Origin of the sequence: Pseudomonas arsenicoxydans, from assembly GCF_900103875.1 — a bacterium.
In the GTDB taxonomy this organism is placed as follows: Bacteria; Pseudomonadota; Gammaproteobacteria; order Pseudomonadales; family Pseudomonadaceae; genus Aquipseudomonas; species Aquipseudomonas arsenicoxydans.
The window spans coordinates 2,914,035-2,929,703 of record NZ_LT629705.1 but is presented as its reverse complement, the minus strand read 5'-3'; the positions used below and the strand labels follow the sequence as shown (position 1 = coordinate 2,929,703).

At 59.4% G+C, this 15,669-nt stretch carries 14 protein-coding genes and 2 pseudogenes; 12 read left to right on the top strand and 4 right to left on the bottom strand.

Translation table 11 applies throughout. The features are described from left to right. Positions 1-46 precede the first annotated feature (46 nt). Together BLQ41_RS13635 and BLQ41_RS13630 are read right to left on the bottom strand one after the other, a co-directional pair. Positions 47-511, bottom strand: coding sequence for an REP-associated tyrosine transposase (locus BLQ41_RS13635; RefSeq protein WP_090181617.1), 465 nt, complete (start codon positions 509-511; stop codon positions 47-49). A 195-nt stretch (positions 512-706) separates the two neighbouring features. Continuing rightward, complete coding sequence (locus BLQ41_RS13630) at positions 707-1,147, bottom strand: GlcG/HbpS family heme-binding protein (protein ID WP_090181615.1); 441 nt, start codon at positions 1,145-1,147, stop codon at positions 707-709. Between the two features lie 267 nt (positions 1,148-1,414). Between BLQ41_RS13630 and gcl the strand changes: the two genes are divergently transcribed. The 8 genes from gcl (at position 1,415) to BLQ41_RS13590 (ending at position 10,910) form a co-directional block, all read left to right on the top strand. Beyond that, positions 1,415-3,190 carry a glyoxylate carboligase gene (gcl, locus tag BLQ41_RS13625; protein ID WP_090181614.1) on the top strand — a complete coding sequence of 592 codons (1,776 nt, stop codon included), beginning with the start codon at positions 1,415-1,417 and terminating at the stop codon, positions 3,188-3,190. A gap of 70 nt (positions 3,191-3,260) precedes the next feature. Then, positions 3,261-4,043: a hydroxypyruvate isomerase gene (gene hyi, locus BLQ41_RS13620; RefSeq protein WP_090181611.1), complete on the top strand. Its 783-nt coding sequence runs from the start codon at positions 3,261-3,263 to the stop codon at positions 4,041-4,043. Between the two features lie 146 nt (positions 4,044-4,189). Continuing rightward, a complete protein-coding gene (locus BLQ41_RS13615; RefSeq protein WP_090181609.1) occupies positions 4,190-5,083 on the top strand; it encodes a 2-hydroxy-3-oxopropionate reductase in 894 nt (297 codons plus the stop codon). A 150-nt stretch (positions 5,084-5,233) separates the two neighbouring features. Next, on the top strand, positions 5,234-6,514 hold the full coding sequence (locus tag BLQ41_RS13610; protein WP_090181607.1) for a glycerate kinase type-2 family protein: 1,281 nt from the start codon (positions 5,234-5,236) through the stop codon (positions 6,512-6,514). Then, complete coding sequence (pyk, locus tag BLQ41_RS13605) at positions 6,504-7,919, top strand: pyruvate kinase (RefSeq protein ID WP_090181605.1); 1,416 nt, start codon at positions 6,504-6,506, stop codon at positions 7,917-7,919. Before BLQ41_RS13610 ends, pyk begins: the two co-directional genes overlap by 11 nt. A 138-nt stretch (positions 7,920-8,057) precedes the next feature. Continuing rightward, positions 8,058-8,972, top strand: a complete 915-nt coding sequence (locus BLQ41_RS13600) for an urea transporter (RefSeq protein WP_090181603.1) — start codon at positions 8,058-8,060, stop codon at positions 8,970-8,972. 21 nt (positions 8,973-8,993) lie between these two features. Next, positions 8,994-9,818, top strand: a complete 825-nt coding sequence (locus BLQ41_RS13595; RefSeq protein ID WP_090181601.1) for an ion transporter — start codon at positions 8,994-8,996, stop codon at positions 9,816-9,818. 93 nt (positions 9,819-9,911) lie between these two features. Continuing rightward, positions 9,912-10,910: a sulfate ABC transporter substrate-binding protein gene (locus BLQ41_RS13590; RefSeq protein WP_090181599.1), complete on the top strand. Its 999-nt coding sequence runs from the start codon at positions 9,912-9,914 to the stop codon at positions 10,908-10,910. A gap of 157 nt (positions 10,911-11,067) precedes the next feature. On the opposite strand, the pseudogene BLQ41_RS13585 reads toward BLQ41_RS13590, so the two are convergent. Beyond that, positions 11,068-11,698: pseudogene (locus BLQ41_RS13585) on the bottom strand (hypothetical protein). A 234-nt stretch (positions 11,699-11,932) separates the two neighbouring features. Here BLQ41_RS13585 and BLQ41_RS13580 point away from each other — a divergent pair. The 4 genes and pseudogenes from BLQ41_RS13580 to BLQ41_RS13565 all read left to right on the top strand — a co-directional run bounded on the left by BLQ41_RS13580 (position 11,933) and on the right by BLQ41_RS13565 (position 15,193). Further along, on the top strand, positions 11,933-13,138 hold the full coding sequence (locus BLQ41_RS13580) for an MFS transporter (protein WP_090181597.1): 1,206 nt from the start codon (positions 11,933-11,935) through the stop codon (positions 13,136-13,138). A 169-nt stretch (positions 13,139-13,307) separates the two neighbouring features. After that, a complete protein-coding gene (locus BLQ41_RS13575) occupies positions 13,308-14,027 on the top strand; it encodes an SDR family oxidoreductase (protein WP_090181595.1) in 720 nt (239 codons plus the stop codon). A gap of 126 nt (positions 14,028-14,153) precedes the next feature. Next, positions 14,154-14,621: a helix-turn-helix domain-containing protein gene (locus BLQ41_RS13570; RefSeq protein ID WP_090181594.1), complete on the top strand. Its 468-nt coding sequence runs from the start codon at positions 14,154-14,156 to the stop codon at positions 14,619-14,621. Then, positions 14,618-15,193: pseudogene (locus BLQ41_RS13565) on the top strand (PIN domain-containing protein). Before BLQ41_RS13570 ends, BLQ41_RS13565 begins: the two are co-directional and overlap by 4 nt. A gap of 54 nt (positions 15,194-15,247) precedes the next feature. Here BLQ41_RS13565 and BLQ41_RS13560 read toward each other — a convergent pair. Continuing rightward, on the bottom strand, positions 15,248-15,652 hold the full coding sequence (locus BLQ41_RS13560) for a hypothetical protein (protein WP_090181593.1): 405 nt from the start codon (positions 15,650-15,652) through the stop codon (positions 15,248-15,250). Positions 15,653-15,669: the final 17 nt, after the last annotated feature.

Genomic DNA, 15,669 nt, shown 5'->3' with positions numbered 1-15,669 from the left:
CAAACACTGTGGGAGCGGGCTTGCCCGCGATGGGGGCGACTCATTTTCAAGTATTAAGCCAGATCGCATCCCACAACGGATAGTCGCCAAACCGCTCGCATATTCCCGCCCGCAATGGATTTGCCACAACATAACGAGCAAGCTTTACCAAATCATCCTCTCGCCGCAAAGCCCTGTCGTGATACCCATGCTGCCAGAGCCTCCCTCTTCGCCCTGTTGATTGGTTGAGTGCTCGCGTACTCAACGATTTTGTTTTGCCCATCAGCTCGCTTAATGAGCACTTCTGTAGCTCGATCAGCCAATGAAAGTGATCGGGCATGACAACCCAAGCCAATGAGTTAACCCACCCCTGATTCTGTGCACTTCGAAATTCACTGACAACCAACCTGCCCAAGTTGAAATCATTGAAAACGGGTTTTCTGTCGAGTGTGTTGGTAGTCAGAAGGTAAATCTGGTTCGTTTCGGAATAGCGGCCAATGCGCAAGCGATGTGAAGCAGGTAAATCAAGCATTCCTTTGCCTCTTTCATGCTGATGTCCTGAATAGGCTAGACCTGTAAATGCCAGAGGATGCGGCAGACTTTTAGCTGAATGTGTCTGATAAATAGTCATCGCGGGCAAGCCCGCTCCCACAGTGGATCGTTGGCGTTGCTCAGATCCGCGTGGGAGCGGGCTTGCCCGCGATAGCGATCGCTCAGGCACACAAAATCAGGCAGTAACCCCAGCATCCGCCCTCAACCCAACCGCCTCGATCGCACTGATTGCACACTGTTCATCAACATCCGACAGATCCCCGCTGATCCCCACCGCTCCCAGCACATTCCCGTCCTGATCCCGAATCAACACGCCACCCGGTGCCGGCACGACGCTGCCCTGCCCCAGGCTATTCAACGCGGCGAAGAAGGCCGGGCGTTGCTGGGCGTCCAGTGCCAGCAGGCGCGAGCCTTTGCCGAGGGCGATGGCGCCCCAGGCTTTGCCGATGGCGACCTGCGGGCGTAGCAGGCTGGCGCCGTCTTCGCGTTGCAGGGTGATCAGATGCCCGCCGGCGTCCAGCACTGCGATGGTTAACGGGGCTGCCGAGATTGCACGCGCAGCGGAGATGGCCTGAGTGGTCAGGTTGACTGCGACTTTCAAGGTTAAAGCGCTCATGGTGCCGTCCTCATTTTGTTTTTCGGAAAGCCGTTGGACTGCGCCGTTGTGCCGCAGTCCGATGCAACAAATAGAACACAATGAATTATTTTTTTGTATACAATAATTATCGAAAAGCGCGACATGCGACGAAAAGCCACAGCAGAACGGCCTTCCGACGAATGAAACAGTCGCTTGAGAAAATGGATTGACCTGCGCCGTCCGCCATGAATACACTCTGCGCAAAGCCACTTGTATACAATTACAAAACGTAAGAGGCACAAAACCATGAGCAAAATGAGAGCAATCGAAGCCGCCGTTCTGGTGATGCGCCGTGAAGGGGTTGATACCGCTTTTGGCATCCCCGGCGCCGCGATCAACCCGCTGTACTCCGCCTTGCAGAAGGTCGGTGGCATCGATCACGTCCTCGCTCGCCACGTTGAAGGCGCCTCGCACATGGCCGAGGGCTACACCCGCACCAAGGCCGGCAATATCGGCGTGTGCATCGGGACTTCGGGACCTGCCGGTACCGACATGGTCACCGGGCTGTACAGCGCCTCGGCCGACTCGATCCCGATCTTGTGCATCACCGGTCAGGCACCGCGGGCGCGCATGCATAAGGAAGACTTCCAGGCGGTCGACATCACCACCATCGTCAAGCCAGTGACCAAGTGGGCGACCACCGTCATGGAGCCGGGCCAGGTGCCCTACGCGTTCCAGAAAGCCTTCTACGAAATGCGTTCCGGCCGTCCAGGCCCGGTGCTGATCGACCTGCCGTTCGACGTGCAGATGGCTGAAATCGAATTCGACATCGACGCCTACGAACCACTGCCGCTGGCCAAGCCAACCGCCAACCGCGTGCAAATCGAGAAGGCCCTGGCCATGCTCGATCAGGCCGAGCGTCCATTGCTGGTCGCCGGTGGCGGCATCATCAATGCCGACGCCAGCGAGTTGCTGGTGGAGTTCGCCGAGCTGACCGGTATCCCGGTCATTCCGACCCTGATGGGCTGGGGCACGATCCCGGACGATCACCCGTTGATGGTCGGCATGGTCGGTCTGCAGACGTCGCACCGCTACGGCAACGCCACCCTGCTCAAGTCCGACGTGGTGTTGGGCGTCGGTAACCGTTGGGCCAACCGTCACACTGGCTCGATCGACGTGTACACCGAAGGCCGCAAGTTCATCCACGTTGACATCGAACCGACCCAAATCGGCCGCGTGTTCAACCCGGACCTGGGCATCGTCTCCGACGCCGCTGCCGCGCTGACCGTGTTCATCGAAGTCGCTCGCGAGTGGCAAGCCGCCGGCAAGCTGAAAAACCGCAGCGCCTGGCTGCAAGACTGCCAGCAGCGCAAGGCCAGCCTGCAACGCAAGACTCACTTCGACAACGTGCCGGTCAAGCCGCAGCGCGTTTACGAAGAAATGAACCAGGTGTTCGGCAAAGACACTTGCTACGTCAGCACCATCGGTCTGTCGCAGATTGCCGGCGCGCAGTTCCTGCACGTCTACAAGCCGCGTCACTGGATCAACTGCGGTCAGGCCGGTCCATTGGGCTGGACCATTCCGGCAGCATTGGGCGTGGTCAAGGCTGATCCGAGCCGCAAGGTCGTGGCACTGTCGGGCGACTACGACTTCCAGTTCATGATCGAAGAATTGGCAGTGGGCGCGCAGTTCAAGCTGCCGTACATCCACGTTGTGGTAAACAACTCGTACCTGGGGCTGATTCGTCAGGCTCAGCGCGGTTTCGACATGGACTATTGCGTACAGCTGTCCTTCGATAACCTGAACGCTCCGGAACTCAATGGTTACGGTGTCGACCACGTTGCGGTCGCCGAAGGCCTCGGTTGCAAAGCACTGCGCGTGTTTGAACCGGGTCAGATCCAGCCTGCCCTGCGCAAGGCTCAGGAACTGATCGAAGAGTTCAAGGTGCCCGTGATCGTCGAGATTATTCTGGAGCGCGTGACCAACATTTCGATGGGCACCGAGATCAACGCCGTCAACGAATTCGAAGACCTGGCGCTGGTCGGCAACGATGCGCCAACCGCGATTTCGCTGCTTGATTAACTGCTGATGATGATCGTTCCCACGCTCTGCGTGGGAACGATCAGTCCTCATAAATTTACGGGAGACCACCATGCCGCGTTTCGCAGCCAACCTGTCCATGCTGTTCACCGAACAGGATTTCCTCGCCCGTTTCGAAGCGGCCGCCAAGGCCGGCTTCAGTGGTGTCGAATACCTGTTCCCTTACGACTTCAGCTCTGCCGAGATCAAGGCCAAGCTCGATGCCAACGGCCTGACCCAGGTGCTGTTCAACCTGCCGGCCGGTGACTGGGCCAAGGGTGAGCGCGGTATCGCGTGCCTGCCGGACCGTGTTGAAGAGTTCCGCGCCGGTGTCGACCTGGCCATCGCCTACGCACAAGTGCTGGGCAACACCCAGGTCAACTGCCTGGCCGGTATTCGTCCACAAGGCATCGACGATGCCACCGTGGAAAAAACCTTCGTCGCCAACCTCAAGTACGCCGCCGACAAGCTGCAAGCGGCCGGCATCAAGCTGGTGATGGAAGCGATCAACACCCGCGACATTCCGGGTTTCTACCTGAACAACACCGCGCAAGCCTTGTCGATTCGCGAACAGGTCGGCAGCGCCAACCTGTTCCTGCAATACGACATCTACCACATGCAAATCATGGAGGGCGACCTGGCCCGCACCATGGCCGCGCACCTGGGCGAGATCAACCACATCCAGTTGGCCGACAACCCAGGGCGCAACGAACCGGGCACCGGTGAAATCAACTACCGCTTCCTGTTCGAACACCTGGACCGCATCGGTTATCAGGGGTGGATCGGCTGTGAATACAAGCCGCTGACCACCACTGAAGCGGGTCTGGGCTGGCTGAAAACCCATAACGCGATCTAATCGAACATGACACCCGTGTAGGAGCTGTCGAGTGAAACGAGGCTGCGATCTTTTGATCTTGCCTTTCAAGATCAAGATCAAAAAATCGCAGCCTCGTTTCACTCGACAGCTCCTACAGGGGCACACAAAAACAAGAGGAATTTCTCATGGCTAAAATCGGATTTATCGGCACCGGCATCATGGGCCACCCAATGGCGTTGAACCTGCAGAAAGCCGGTCATAGCCTGTTCCTGTCGGCGCACCACGACCCCGCGCCTGCCGACCTGGTTGCCGCTGGCGCCGTCGCCCTGGCGAACCCGAAAGAAGTGGCGCAGGAAGCTGAAATCATCATCATCATGGTGCCGGATACCCCACAGGTAGATGACGTACTGTTCCGCGAAGACGGCGTTGCGGCCGGTGTCGGCAAAGGCAAAATCGTCATCGACATGAGCTCGATCTCGCCGACCGCCACCAAGGCATTCGCAGCCAAGATCAACGAAAAAGGCGCGCAATACCTCGACGCGCCAGTGTCTGGCGGTGAAGTCGGCGCCAAGGCTGCGACCTTGAGCATCATGGTCGGCGGCGATGCCGATGCCTTCGAACGCGCCCTGCCGCTGTTCCAGGCGATGGGCAAGAACATCACCCTGGTCGGCGGCAACGGTGACGGTCAAACCGCGAAAGTGGCAAACCAGATCATCGTCGCGCTGAACATCCAGGCCGTGGCCGAAGCGCTGCTGTTCGCCTCGAAAAACGGTGCTGATCCGGCCAAGGTGCGTGAAGCACTGATGGGCGGCTTCGCGTCGTCGAAGATCCTCGAAGTGCACGGCGAGCGCATGATCAAAGGCACCTTCGACCCGGGCTTCCGCATCAGCCTGCACCAGAAGGACCTGAACCTGGCCCTGCAAGGCGCCAAGGAGCTGAACATCAATCTGCCGAATACCGCCAACACCCAGCAAGTGTTCAGCACCTGCGCGGCCATCGGTGGCAGCAATTGGGACCACTCGGCACTGATCAAGGGCCTGGAACACATGGCGAATTTTTCGATTCGAGATAAGAAGTAAGCCCTGCCTGACCTGTGGGAGCCAGCCTGCTGGCGATGAAATCGGCGCGATGTGTCTGATAGACCTCGGCGCCTGAATCGCCAGCAGGCTGGCTCCCACAAGGATCCGGGTTGCTCCACCCTCCAATAACAAGAATTCCGGGAGCCCGCCATGTCGGTCGATCCGCAACAATTGCTGCGCGAGCTGTTTGCCACAGCCATCGACGCGGCCCATCCGCAACACGTCCTCGAAGCCCATTTACCCAAGGATCGCAGCGGTCGGGTGATCGTCATCGGCGCCGGTAAAGCCGCCGCCGCGATGGCCCAGGTGGTCGAGCGCTGCTGGCAGGGTGAAGTCTCAGGTCTGGTGGTGACGCGTTACGGTCACGGCGCCCCGTGCGAAAAAATCGAAGTCGTCGAAGCCGCTCACCCGGTGCCAGACGCCGCCGGCCAAGCCGTCGCCAAACGCGTATTGGAACTGGTCAGCAACCTGACCGAAGAAGACCGCGTGATCTTCCTGCTCTCGGGCGGTGGATCGGCGTTGCTCGCCCTTCCGGCCAAAGGCATCACCCTGGCCGACAAGCAAGCGATCAACAAAGCCCTGCTCAAATCCGGCGCCACCATCGGCGAGATGAACTGCGTGCGCAAGCACCTCTCGGCGATCAAGGGCGGCCGTCTCGGCAAAGCCTGTTGGCCTGCCACTGTTTATACCTACGCGATTTCCGATGTGCCGGGCGACCTCGCCACGGTCATCGCCTCCGGCCCGACCGTGACCGACCCAAGCACGTCGGCCGAAGCCCTGGCGATCCTCAAACGCTATGGCATTGATGTACCGGCCTCGGTGCGCACCTGGCTGCAAAGCCCGGAATCGGAAACCGTCAAACCTGGCGATCCGAGCCTGGCGCGCAGTCATTTCCAATTGATCGCCCGTCCGCAGCAATCCCTGGAAGCGGCAGCGGTGAAATGCCGTCAGGCCGGTTTCAGCCCGCTGATCCTCGGTGACCTGGAAGGCGAGTCCCGGGAAGTGGCGAAGGTCCACGCCGGCATCGCCCGGCAGATCGTCCTGCATGGCCAGCCCCTGGCGGCGCCTTGCGTGATTCTGTCCGGTGGCGAAACCACCGTCACCGTGCGCGGCAATGGTCGTGGCGGACGCAACGCCGAATTCCTCCTGAGCCTGACCGACAGCCTCAAAGGCCTGCCTGGCGTCTACGCGTTGGCTGGGGACACCGATGGCATCGACGGCTCCGAAGACAACGCCGGCGCAATCATGACCCCGGACAGCTACGCCCGCGCCGCCGCCCTCGGTTTGAGCGCCAGCGACGAGTTGGACAACAACAATGGCTACGGCTATTTCGAGGCGCTGGACGCACTGATCGTCACCGAGCCGACCCGCACCAACGTCAATGACTTCCGCGCCATCCTGATCCTCGAGAGCCCTAAACATGACGCCTGATAAAAAGGTCAAAATCCTCGCCACCCTCGGCCCGGCCACCGACGGGATCGACGACATCCGTGAATTGGTGCAGGCCGGGGTCAACATTTTTCGCCTGAACTTCAGCCACGGCGATCACGCCGACCACGCCCAGCGCTATCAATGGATTCGTGAGGTCGAGCGCCAGTTGAATTACCCCCTGGGCATTCTGATGGACCTGCAAGGCCCGAAACTGCGGGTCGGCAAGTTCGCCGAGGGCAAGGTGCAGTTGCATCGCGGCCAAGCCTTGCGCCTGGACCTCGACCCGACACCGGGCGATCAGCGCCGCGTTAACTTGCCTCACCCGGAAATCATAGCCGCGCTGGAACCGGGCATGGACCTGCTGCTCGACGACGGCAAATTGCGCCTCCGCGTCGTCACCAAGTACGCCGACGCCATCGACACCACCGTGCTCAACGGCGGCGAATTGTCCGACCGCAAAGGGGTGAACGTGCCGCAAGCGGTGCTGGACCTGAGCCCGTTGACCGCCAAGGACCGTCGCGACTTGAGCTTCGGCCTGGAGCTGGGCGTGGACTGGGTCGCGCTGTCGTTTGTGCAACGCCCGGAAGACATCCGCGAAGCCCGCGAACTGATCGGCGACAAGGCGTTCCTGATGGCCAAGATCGAGAAGCCATCAGCCGTGACACAGCTGCGCGAGATCGCTGAATTGAGCGACGCGATCATGGTCGCTCGTGGTGACCTTGGCGTGGAAGTGCCGGCCGAAAGCGTGCCGCAGATTCAGAAAAACATCATCACAATCTGCCGTCAGCTCGGCAAACCGGTGGTGGTGGCGACACAAATGCTGGAGTCGATGCGCTTCTCCCCCGCGCCGACCCGCGCCGAGGTCACTGACGTGGCCAACGCCGTGGCCGAAGGTGCCGACGCGGTAATGCTGTCGGCGGAAACCGCGTCCGGCGAATACCCGCTGGAAGCCGTGCAGATGATGAGCAAGATCATCCGCCAGGTAGAAAACGGCCCGGACTACCAGACGCAGCTGGATGTCAGTCGGCCGAAAGCTGAGGCGACGGTTTCCGATGCGATCAGCTGCGCGATTCGGCGCATCAGCAACGTGCTGCCGGTGGCGGTGCTGGTCAATTACAGCGAGTCGGGCACTTCGAGTCTGCGTGCGGCGCGGGAACGGCCGACGGTGCCGATCCTCAACCTGACACCGAACCTGCAGACGGCGCGCCGTTTGACGGTGGCGTGGGGGGTGCATTCAGTGGTCAATGATCGGCTGCGGCAGGTGGACGAAGTGTGCTCGACGGCGCTGGAGATCGCACAGGCCCAGGGCATGGCGCAGCGCGGGGACACCTTATTGATCACCGCGGGTGTGCCGTTTGGGCAGCCGGGATCGACTAACTCACTGCGTATCGAGACGTTGATTTAAACCCCTAAACGAGATCGTTCCTACGCTCTGCGTGGGAATGCAGCCCGGGACGCTCTGCGTCCCAAGAGCAGACGCAGAGCGTCCATTGAGGCATTCCCACGCAGAGCGTGGGAACGATCTGTACCCATAGACTTGATCATGCCTGCCAACCACTTCAACACCCACTGCCCCGATTGGGCGACTGCCCTGCTCAACGGTTTCAGCCAGATCTTCCTCCAGCGCCATCCGCTGTGCGGTCTGCTGTGCCTGTTGGCGATTCTTTTTACCGCACCGGCGTTGCTCGGCGGTGCGCTGCTCGGTGGCGTCGCCGGGCTGCTCACCGCGCAGCGTCGTGGCTATGCCAAGGCCGACCGTCAGGCCGGGCTCTTCAGCTATAACGGCGTTTTGCTTGGCCTGCTGCTGAGTCTGTATTTCCCCTGGTCAGCGATGTTGCCCCTGGTGATCATTGCTTGCGGCGGTCTGAGCGCGATGATTACCCAACAGTGGCTCAAACGCGCGCGGATCAGCCAATACCTGCCTGCCTATACCGCACCTTTTGTGGGGATCAGCTGGTTTGTGTTGTGTTTCGCCACTCCCTCGACAACGGCGCACTTGATCGAAATCAACACGCTAAACATGCTCGCCGCCCCGCTCAAGGGCCTCGGCCAGGTGATGTTCCTGGGTCATCCGCTGGCTGGTGCGATGATTGCCGCCGGTTTGTTGATCGCTGATCGCCGCGCATTCTGTTGGGCGTTGCTGGCGTCTGTCGCGGGCATGGGCTGGAGTCTGTTGAACCACGACTTCTACACCGCCCTGCTCGGCCTCGGTGGCTACAACGCCGTGCTTGCCGCCCTCGCCTTCAGCTCGCAGCGCCAGCCGTCGTGGCGGCCTGTGGTCGGTATTGCCTTGGCGCTGCTGCTGACGCCGATGTTTGCCGCTGTCGGTATGCCCACGCTGACCGCGCCATTCATCGTCGCCTGCTGGCTGCTCCGTGCAGCCACTCAAAAGCCCGACAAAGCCACGATCGCCCGTGAGCCTTGCGCTACTGGGGAGAATCAACCTAGGCTTCGCTGATCATTGGTTCAGGCGGTATTCATGGACAGCAGCAAAGACTGGCGTAAAGACCTTTACGTCATGGTTTTCCAAAGCGACACCACGGCAGGACGGCGCTTCGACGGCATCCTGCTGTTGATCATCCTCGCCAGCATCATCATCGTGATGCTCGACAGCATCGACGCGATCCACCAGAACTACGCCAATGTGCTGGCGTACATCGAGTGGGGCTTCACGATCATCTTCGCCATCGAATACGGTCTGCGGCTTTACTGCTCACCCAAGCCGTTGCGCTATGCGTTCAGCTTTTACGGGCTGGTGGATTTGCTGGCGATCGTGCCCGGCATCCTTGCGCTGTATTACGCCGATGCGCAGTACCTGCTGATTATCCGGATCATCCGGATGTTGCGGATTTTCCGCGTGCTCAAGCTCAGCCCGTACCTCAAGCAAGCCAACTATTTGATGTCGGCGCTGCGCGGCAGCAAGCAAAAGATCGTGGTGTTCCTCGTCAGCGTCTGCACCTTGGTGACGGTGTTCGGCACATTGATGTATGTGATCGAAGGCCCGGAACACGGCTTCACCAGCATTCCCAAAGGCATCTACTGGGCGATTGTCACGCTGACTACCGTGGGCTTCGGTGACATCGTGCCCAAGACGCCGTTGGGCCAAGTGATTTCATCGCTGGTGATGATCACTGGTTACTCGATCATCGCGGTGCCGACCGGGATTTTCACTGCCGAACTGGCCAACGCCATGCGCGGTGAACAGCTGCAACACGACTGCCCGGTGTGCAAGAAAAGCAGCCATGAACATGGCGCCGCATTCTGCTCACGCTGTGGCAATGCACTGTTCAAAAAACTGGAATAAGCAAAGTGCTTTTTAATCTTTAAGGGACTATGCGAGCGCAGTTATAGTCGCTGGCAAATTGCCTCAAATTTAAATTAGAACAAGGAATGCGCAGTGAAAAAACTCTTTGGCGCCTCACTTCTGGCCGCTAGCCTGGCACTGACCAGCGTGGCTCAGGCCGCACCGACTCTGCTCAACGTTTCCTACGACGTGATGCGCGATTTCTACAAGGACTACAACACTGCGTTCCAGAAACACTGGCAAGCCGAGCACAACGAAAACATCACCCTGCAAATGTCCTTCGGCGGTTCCAGCAAACAGGCGCGCTCGGTGATCGACGGCCTGCCGGCTGACGTCATCACCATGAACATGGCCACTGACATCAACGCTTTGGCGGACAACGGCAAACTGGTCCCGGACAACTGGGTCACCCGCCTGCCGAACAACAGCGCACCGTTTACCTCGGCCACCGTGTTCATCGTCCGCAAAGGCAACCCGAAAGCCCTGAAAGACTGGCCCGACCTGCTCAAGGACGGCGTGCAAGTAATCGTGCCGAATCCGAAAACGTCGGGTAACGGCCGCTACACCTACCTCTCGGCCTGGGGTTACGTGCTGAAGAATGGCGGCGACGAAAACAAGGCCAAAGACTTCGTCGGCAAGCTGTTCAAGCAAGCGCCTGTACTGGATACCGGTGGCCGCGCAGCGACCACAACCTTCATGACCAACCAGATCGGCGACGTGCTGGTGACCTTCGAAAACGAAGCGGAAATGATTGCCCGTGAGTTTGGCCGTGACCAGTTTGAAGTGATCTACCCAAGTGTTTCCGCCGAAGCCGAGCCACCGGTGTCCGTGGTCGACAAAACCGTCGACAAAAAAGGCACCCGTGCAGCGGCCGAGGAATACCTGAAGTACCTGTGGTCGCCGGAAGGCCAGGAGATTGCGGCGGCGAACTACCTGCGTCCGCGTGATCCGGCCGTGCTGGCCAAGTACACTGATCGCTTCCCGAAAGTGGATTTCCTGTCGGTAGAGAAGACTTTCGGCGACTGGCGCACCGTGCAGAAGACCCACTTCAATGATGGCGGGATCTTTGATCAGATCTACAACGGTCAGTAATTCCTGAGCCCGCCGCTGACTGATCGTTCCCACGCTCTGCGTGGGAATGCAGCCCGGGACGCTCCGCGTCCCAACAGCGGACGCAAAGCGTCCAATGAGGCATTCCCACGCAGAGCATGGGAATGCCTCATTGGTGAGTTCATTCCTCGATGCACCGTTACATCGGTGGCGTAACACCATCCTTGCCCGCCGAGATCGATTGCGCGGTCAGCGTCCCGTCCGCACTTTGGGTGACAAACGTGACGATCTTCACCCCCGACTTTCAGCAAACTGCGATCACCTGGCACCAGGTTCACGATCGGCACATCTTCCGGCACCAGAATCTTCTGCTGCCCGCCCTTGTAGTTGACGGTCAGGATCCGGCCGTTGCTGACCACCAGATCCCCCACACTGCCATTGGTCATGCTGCTGCCCTTGACCAGATCGAACGGCCGATGCCCATCGCCACTGCCGGCCAGCTCCGGCGGGAAAACGTGGACTTCCAGCGCCTTGAGCGTGCCATCGTCTTGCGGTATCGCCGCCGTACCAATGTAGCTGCCGGGCTTGATGTCTTCGATATTGGCCAGGGTGACGGCGCGGACCTTGGTATCCGGGTTCAGATTGATGACCACGTTTTCACCACTGTTGACGTGGACTTTCAAGGCATCCGGGCTCACCCCGGTGATCTCGCCCCGCACGCCGATGCGCATGCCCGGTGCATCGGCAGCCTGTGCCACGCCCGCCGTGAACAAGCCGATCAAGGTTAGAGCTGAAACGCCGCGAACAAGGTGACGAAACATCGAATTCATGGAAGTGCCTTCCGGTTATGAAACGTGAGAGAGAACATAAGCACGCTATCGAACAGGATGTAAGTGAATGTATCATCAGACCTCGATGTTTTGACGCAAGGCTCATCGATGGACATCACACGCGTCCGTCACTCATTCCGCAAAGGAATGATTGCTATCACTTCAAACCCTCTTCTGCCGAATCCGTGACCTCTTTAGCCTGCGCGCATCCCCTTCTGTTCAGTGAGACCCGTTATGAACCCAGCAACTCAGGCACCCCACGGCACCGCGACAATGACCAAAGGCATGGTGATGCTGTTCGCCTTTTGCTGCGGCGCCATTGTGGCCAACATCTACTACGCCCAGCCGATCATCGGCCTGATTGCGCCAGACATCGGCCTGACCAGCACGATGGCCAGCCTGATTGTTTCGCTAACCCAGATCGGTTACGCGCTGGGTCTGTTCTTCCTCGTGCCGCTGGGCGATCTGCTGGAAAACCGCCGCCTGATGATCATCACCACCGTGGTGGCGATTGCCAGTCTGTTGGGCGCTGCATTCACCGAGCAGCCGAACGTGTTTTTGCTGATATCGCTGCTGGTGGGTTTCAGTTCGGTGTCGGTACAGATCCTGATTCCGCTGGCTGCGCACCTGGCGCCTGAAGAGTCGCGCGGCCGTGTGGTCGGCGGGATCATGGGCGGTTTGCTGCTGGGCATTTTGTTGGCGCGGCCAGTGTCCAGCGTCGTGGCAGACCACTTCGGCTGGCGTGCGATGTTCGTGATTGCGGCGGTGTTGATGGCCGCGATCAGCATCGTGCTGGCGCTGACCATTCCCAAGCGCCAGCCTGATCACAGCGCATCCTATAGTCAGTTGCTCGGCTCTTTGTGGACGTTGTTGCGCCAACAACCGGTGTTGCGTCAACGCGCGTTCTACCAGGGCTGCATGTTCGCCACGTTCAGCCTGTTCTGGACCGCTGTTCCACTGGAGCTGGCGCGCAATCATGGCCTGTCGCAAACCCAGATCGCGATCTTCGCCCTGGTCGGTGCCATTGGCGCCATCGCCGCGCCCATCGCCGGTCGACTGGCCGACGCTGGCCACACGCGCATCGCATCATTGCTGGCCCTGCTGTTCGCCAGCCTGAGCTTTCTGCCGGCCTTCATCCATCCGGTCTACAGCGTCATCGGCCTCGCGGTCACCGGCGTGGTCCTCGACTTCTGCGTGCAAATGAACATGGTCCTCGGCCAACGCGCGGTCTACGCCCTCGACGCCAAAAGCCGCAGCCGCTTGAATGCGCTGTACATGACCAGCATCTTCATCGGTGGCGCGTTTGGTTCCTCGGTGGCCAGCGCGGTGTATGAGCATGGCGGCTGGTTATGGATCGTGATCGTGGGCAGCGCATTTCCGTTGTTGGCGTTGATGCGGTTCTTGAGTGTTTCGCACAAAGGCCAATTGGCCACGGCGTAAAACGTCAAAAGTTTCGCAGGTCAGATTCCGCCCCTACAGATCCTTGTAAGACCTGGGTCAACCCGGATTACACTCAGCACCCAAAGCCTGAAGCGATGCTGGATGCGATTCGCGGCCGACCCTTCAAACGCGGCCTGACCCGGCGGCATGTTCTTTCAAGGAGCGTGAAATGACTCGACGTACCTTTCTCATTACCGGCGCCAGCAAAGGCATTGGTCGGGCAGTGGCCGAGCATCTGGACCGCGCCGGGCATCGGGTGGTCGGCATTGCCCGAACGCCTGACCTGAGCTTTCCCGGCATTCTGTTTCCACTGGACCTGGGCGACAGAACGCTGACCCAGGAAGTATTGGCGGACCTGGCCAGGACTTACGAGTTCGACGGACTGGTGAACAACGTCGGGCTGGTACGCCCGCAAGTGCTGGGTGAAATCGACCTCGACACCTTCGATGACGTGATGCGGGTCAACCTGCATTCGGCGTTGCAGGCCACTCAGGCGCTGCTGCCGAACATGCGCGCCAAGGGTTGGGGTCGGGTGGTGAACATCTCCAGTTTGACGGTGCTTGGCATCACCCAGCGCACTGCATATGCGGCGGCCAAAGCGGCGCTGATCAGCTTCACCCGGTCGTGGGCACTGGAACTGGCACAAACCGGTGTGACGGTGAACGCGGTGGCGCCGGGGCCAACTGAAACGGAACTGTTTCGGGCAAACAATCCCCCAGGTAGTGAAGGCGAAGCGCGGTATCTGGCGGGTGTGCCGATGGGGCGTTTGGGGCAGCCGCAGGAGATCGCCGCGGCGATTGCGTTCTTGTTGTCGGAGCAGAGCGGGTTTATCACCGGACAAACGTTGTTCGTCGACGGCGGATCCTCGATAGGCAAAGCCGCGTTCTGACTGACTGAGCCCGTCCGGGGGGCGTTGTTAAAAACGATCTGACGTTTCGATTATTTCGTTTATTTCGATTTTCGATTAATTCGAATAGCCTGCGTGCTTCGATTATTCAGAATATTGGAAACCGCTATGCCACCTGTCATCCACCCGCCGATCACCTTGCCTATGGAGCGCGAAGTCCAGGCAGCCGTCGAGGGGCAGCGTGCCTTGGCGGCCTATCTCGCCACTCAATTCGACACACAACGCATCCAGATTTTCGACGAGCAGAACGAAGCCCACAGTGTCGAACTCCCGACCTCGGCACTCCGGCTGCTTGTCGACATTCTGGCTGAGCTCGCTGCAGGCAACGCGGTCAAAGTGGTCCCGATTCACGCTGAACTGACTACCCAGGAAGCGGCTGACTTGCTCAACGTCTCACGCCCGCACCTGATCAAACTGCTCGAATCCGGCGACTTGTCCTACCACAAAACCGGCAAGCACCGACGTGTACGCTTTGCCGATTTGATGGACTATAAAAACCGGCGCGACACTGCCAGCGAGCAAGCAATGATGCTTCTTGCCGAGCAGGCACAAGCGTTAAGGACAGGATACGAGTGAGGCAATCTTCTTTTACCGCTGTATATGACGCCTGTGTGCTGTACCCAGCGCCCTTGAGAGATTTTCTGATGTGGCTGGCACTCTCCGGTCGTTTCAGAGCGAAATGGTCTTTGGAGATACACAATGAGTGAAAACGTAATCTGCTCAAGAACCGTCCGGACCTGACGGCAAAACAAACTGATCGCACGTCCGAACTGATGGATCAGGCTTTACCCGATGCTTGCGTAACAGGTTACGAAAACCTGATCGAAGGATTATCGCTGCCTGACATCGATGATCGACACGTGCTGGCGGCCGCCATTCGTTGTCATGCCAGCGTCATCGTCACGTTTAATCAAAAAGACTTTCCCTGTGCTGTGCTGGACTCTTTCGATATCGAAGCTCAGCATCCTGACGAGTTCGTCGGCAACCTATTTAGCCTCGATCCGGCAGCAGTCATCGCGGCGGCGCAGCGCCAACGACAGCAGTTGAAGATGCCGCCGATGGATGTCGAAACCTATCTTGATCTTCTGCTACGCCAAGGCCTGATTAAGTCGGTCAACGCGTTGATTCCTTATCAGTCCATTCTCTGAATCTTTCTCAGACTCCAAACAGCAAAACGGCGATCCTGAGATCGCCGTTTTCATTTATTGCCCGAATTGTCTGCCCAACCCACCCGGTACGCCATGGATGTCTGTTTCTTCCCATGGCCCGTCCGGGCTGACCGAGCGACTCCAGCCGTTGTTCCAGCGGTAGTAGGTGCGCTGGCGGTAGAAGGTGTTGGGTTGATCGTCGAGCACGTACACACCCATCTTGGCATCCCAGTGGCTGTTGCCGCCCGGAGGCGGCGCGAAGCTGGCGGAGGTGCGTGGCAGTGGTTTGGCCGGTTTGCTCGGGGTGGTCGATTTGCCTGGTACCGTCGATGGCGCCGGTTTGGTACCGGGCTGCGAGGGCGGGATCGGCGGCAGCCGCGTCGGCTCGGGCCGTTGGACCGCACAGGCGCTCAGCCCCAGGACCAGACTGAGCAGGGTGATACGAGCGATGGCGGTCATGGCGGTGCTTCCTGTTA

Bases quoted from the DNA above. Each gene is read 5' to 3' on its own strand.
- BLQ41_RS13635 (WP_090181617.1), bottom strand. From the start codon at position 511: ATGCTTGATTTACCTGCTTCACATCGCTTGCGCATTGGCCGCTATTCC.
- BLQ41_RS13630 (WP_090181615.1), bottom strand. From the start codon at position 1,147: ATGAGCGCTTTAACCTTGAAAGTCGCAGTCAACCTGACCACTCAGGCC.
- gcl (WP_090181614.1), top strand. From the start codon at position 1,415: ATGAGCAAAATGAGAGCAATCGAAGCCGCCGTTCTGGTGATGCGCCGT.
- hyi (WP_090181611.1), top strand. From the start codon at position 3,261: ATGCCGCGTTTCGCAGCCAACCTGTCCATGCTGTTCACCGAACAGGAT.
- BLQ41_RS13615 (WP_090181609.1), top strand. From the start codon at position 4,190: ATGGCTAAAATCGGATTTATCGGCACCGGCATCATGGGCCACCCAATG.
- BLQ41_RS13610 (WP_090181607.1), top strand. From the start codon at position 5,234: ATGTCGGTCGATCCGCAACAATTGCTGCGCGAGCTGTTTGCCACAGCC.
- pyk (WP_090181605.1), top strand. From the start codon at position 6,504: ATGACGCCTGATAAAAAGGTCAAAATCCTCGCCACCCTCGGCCCGGCC.
- BLQ41_RS13600 (WP_090181603.1), top strand. From the start codon at position 8,058: ATGCCTGCCAACCACTTCAACACCCACTGCCCCGATTGGGCGACTGCC.
- BLQ41_RS13595 (WP_090181601.1), top strand. From the start codon at position 8,994: ATGGACAGCAGCAAAGACTGGCGTAAAGACCTTTACGTCATGGTTTTC.
- BLQ41_RS13580 (WP_090181597.1), top strand. From the start codon at position 11,933: ATGAACCCAGCAACTCAGGCACCCCACGGCACCGCGACAATGACCAAA.
- BLQ41_RS13575 (WP_090181595.1), top strand. From the start codon at position 13,308: ATGACTCGACGTACCTTTCTCATTACCGGCGCCAGCAAAGGCATTGGT.
- BLQ41_RS13570 (WP_090181594.1), top strand. From the start codon at position 14,154: ATGCCACCTGTCATCCACCCGCCGATCACCTTGCCTATGGAGCGCGAA.
- BLQ41_RS13560 (WP_090181593.1), bottom strand. From the start codon at position 15,652: ATGACCGCCATCGCTCGTATCACCCTGCTCAGTCTGGTCCTGGGGCTG.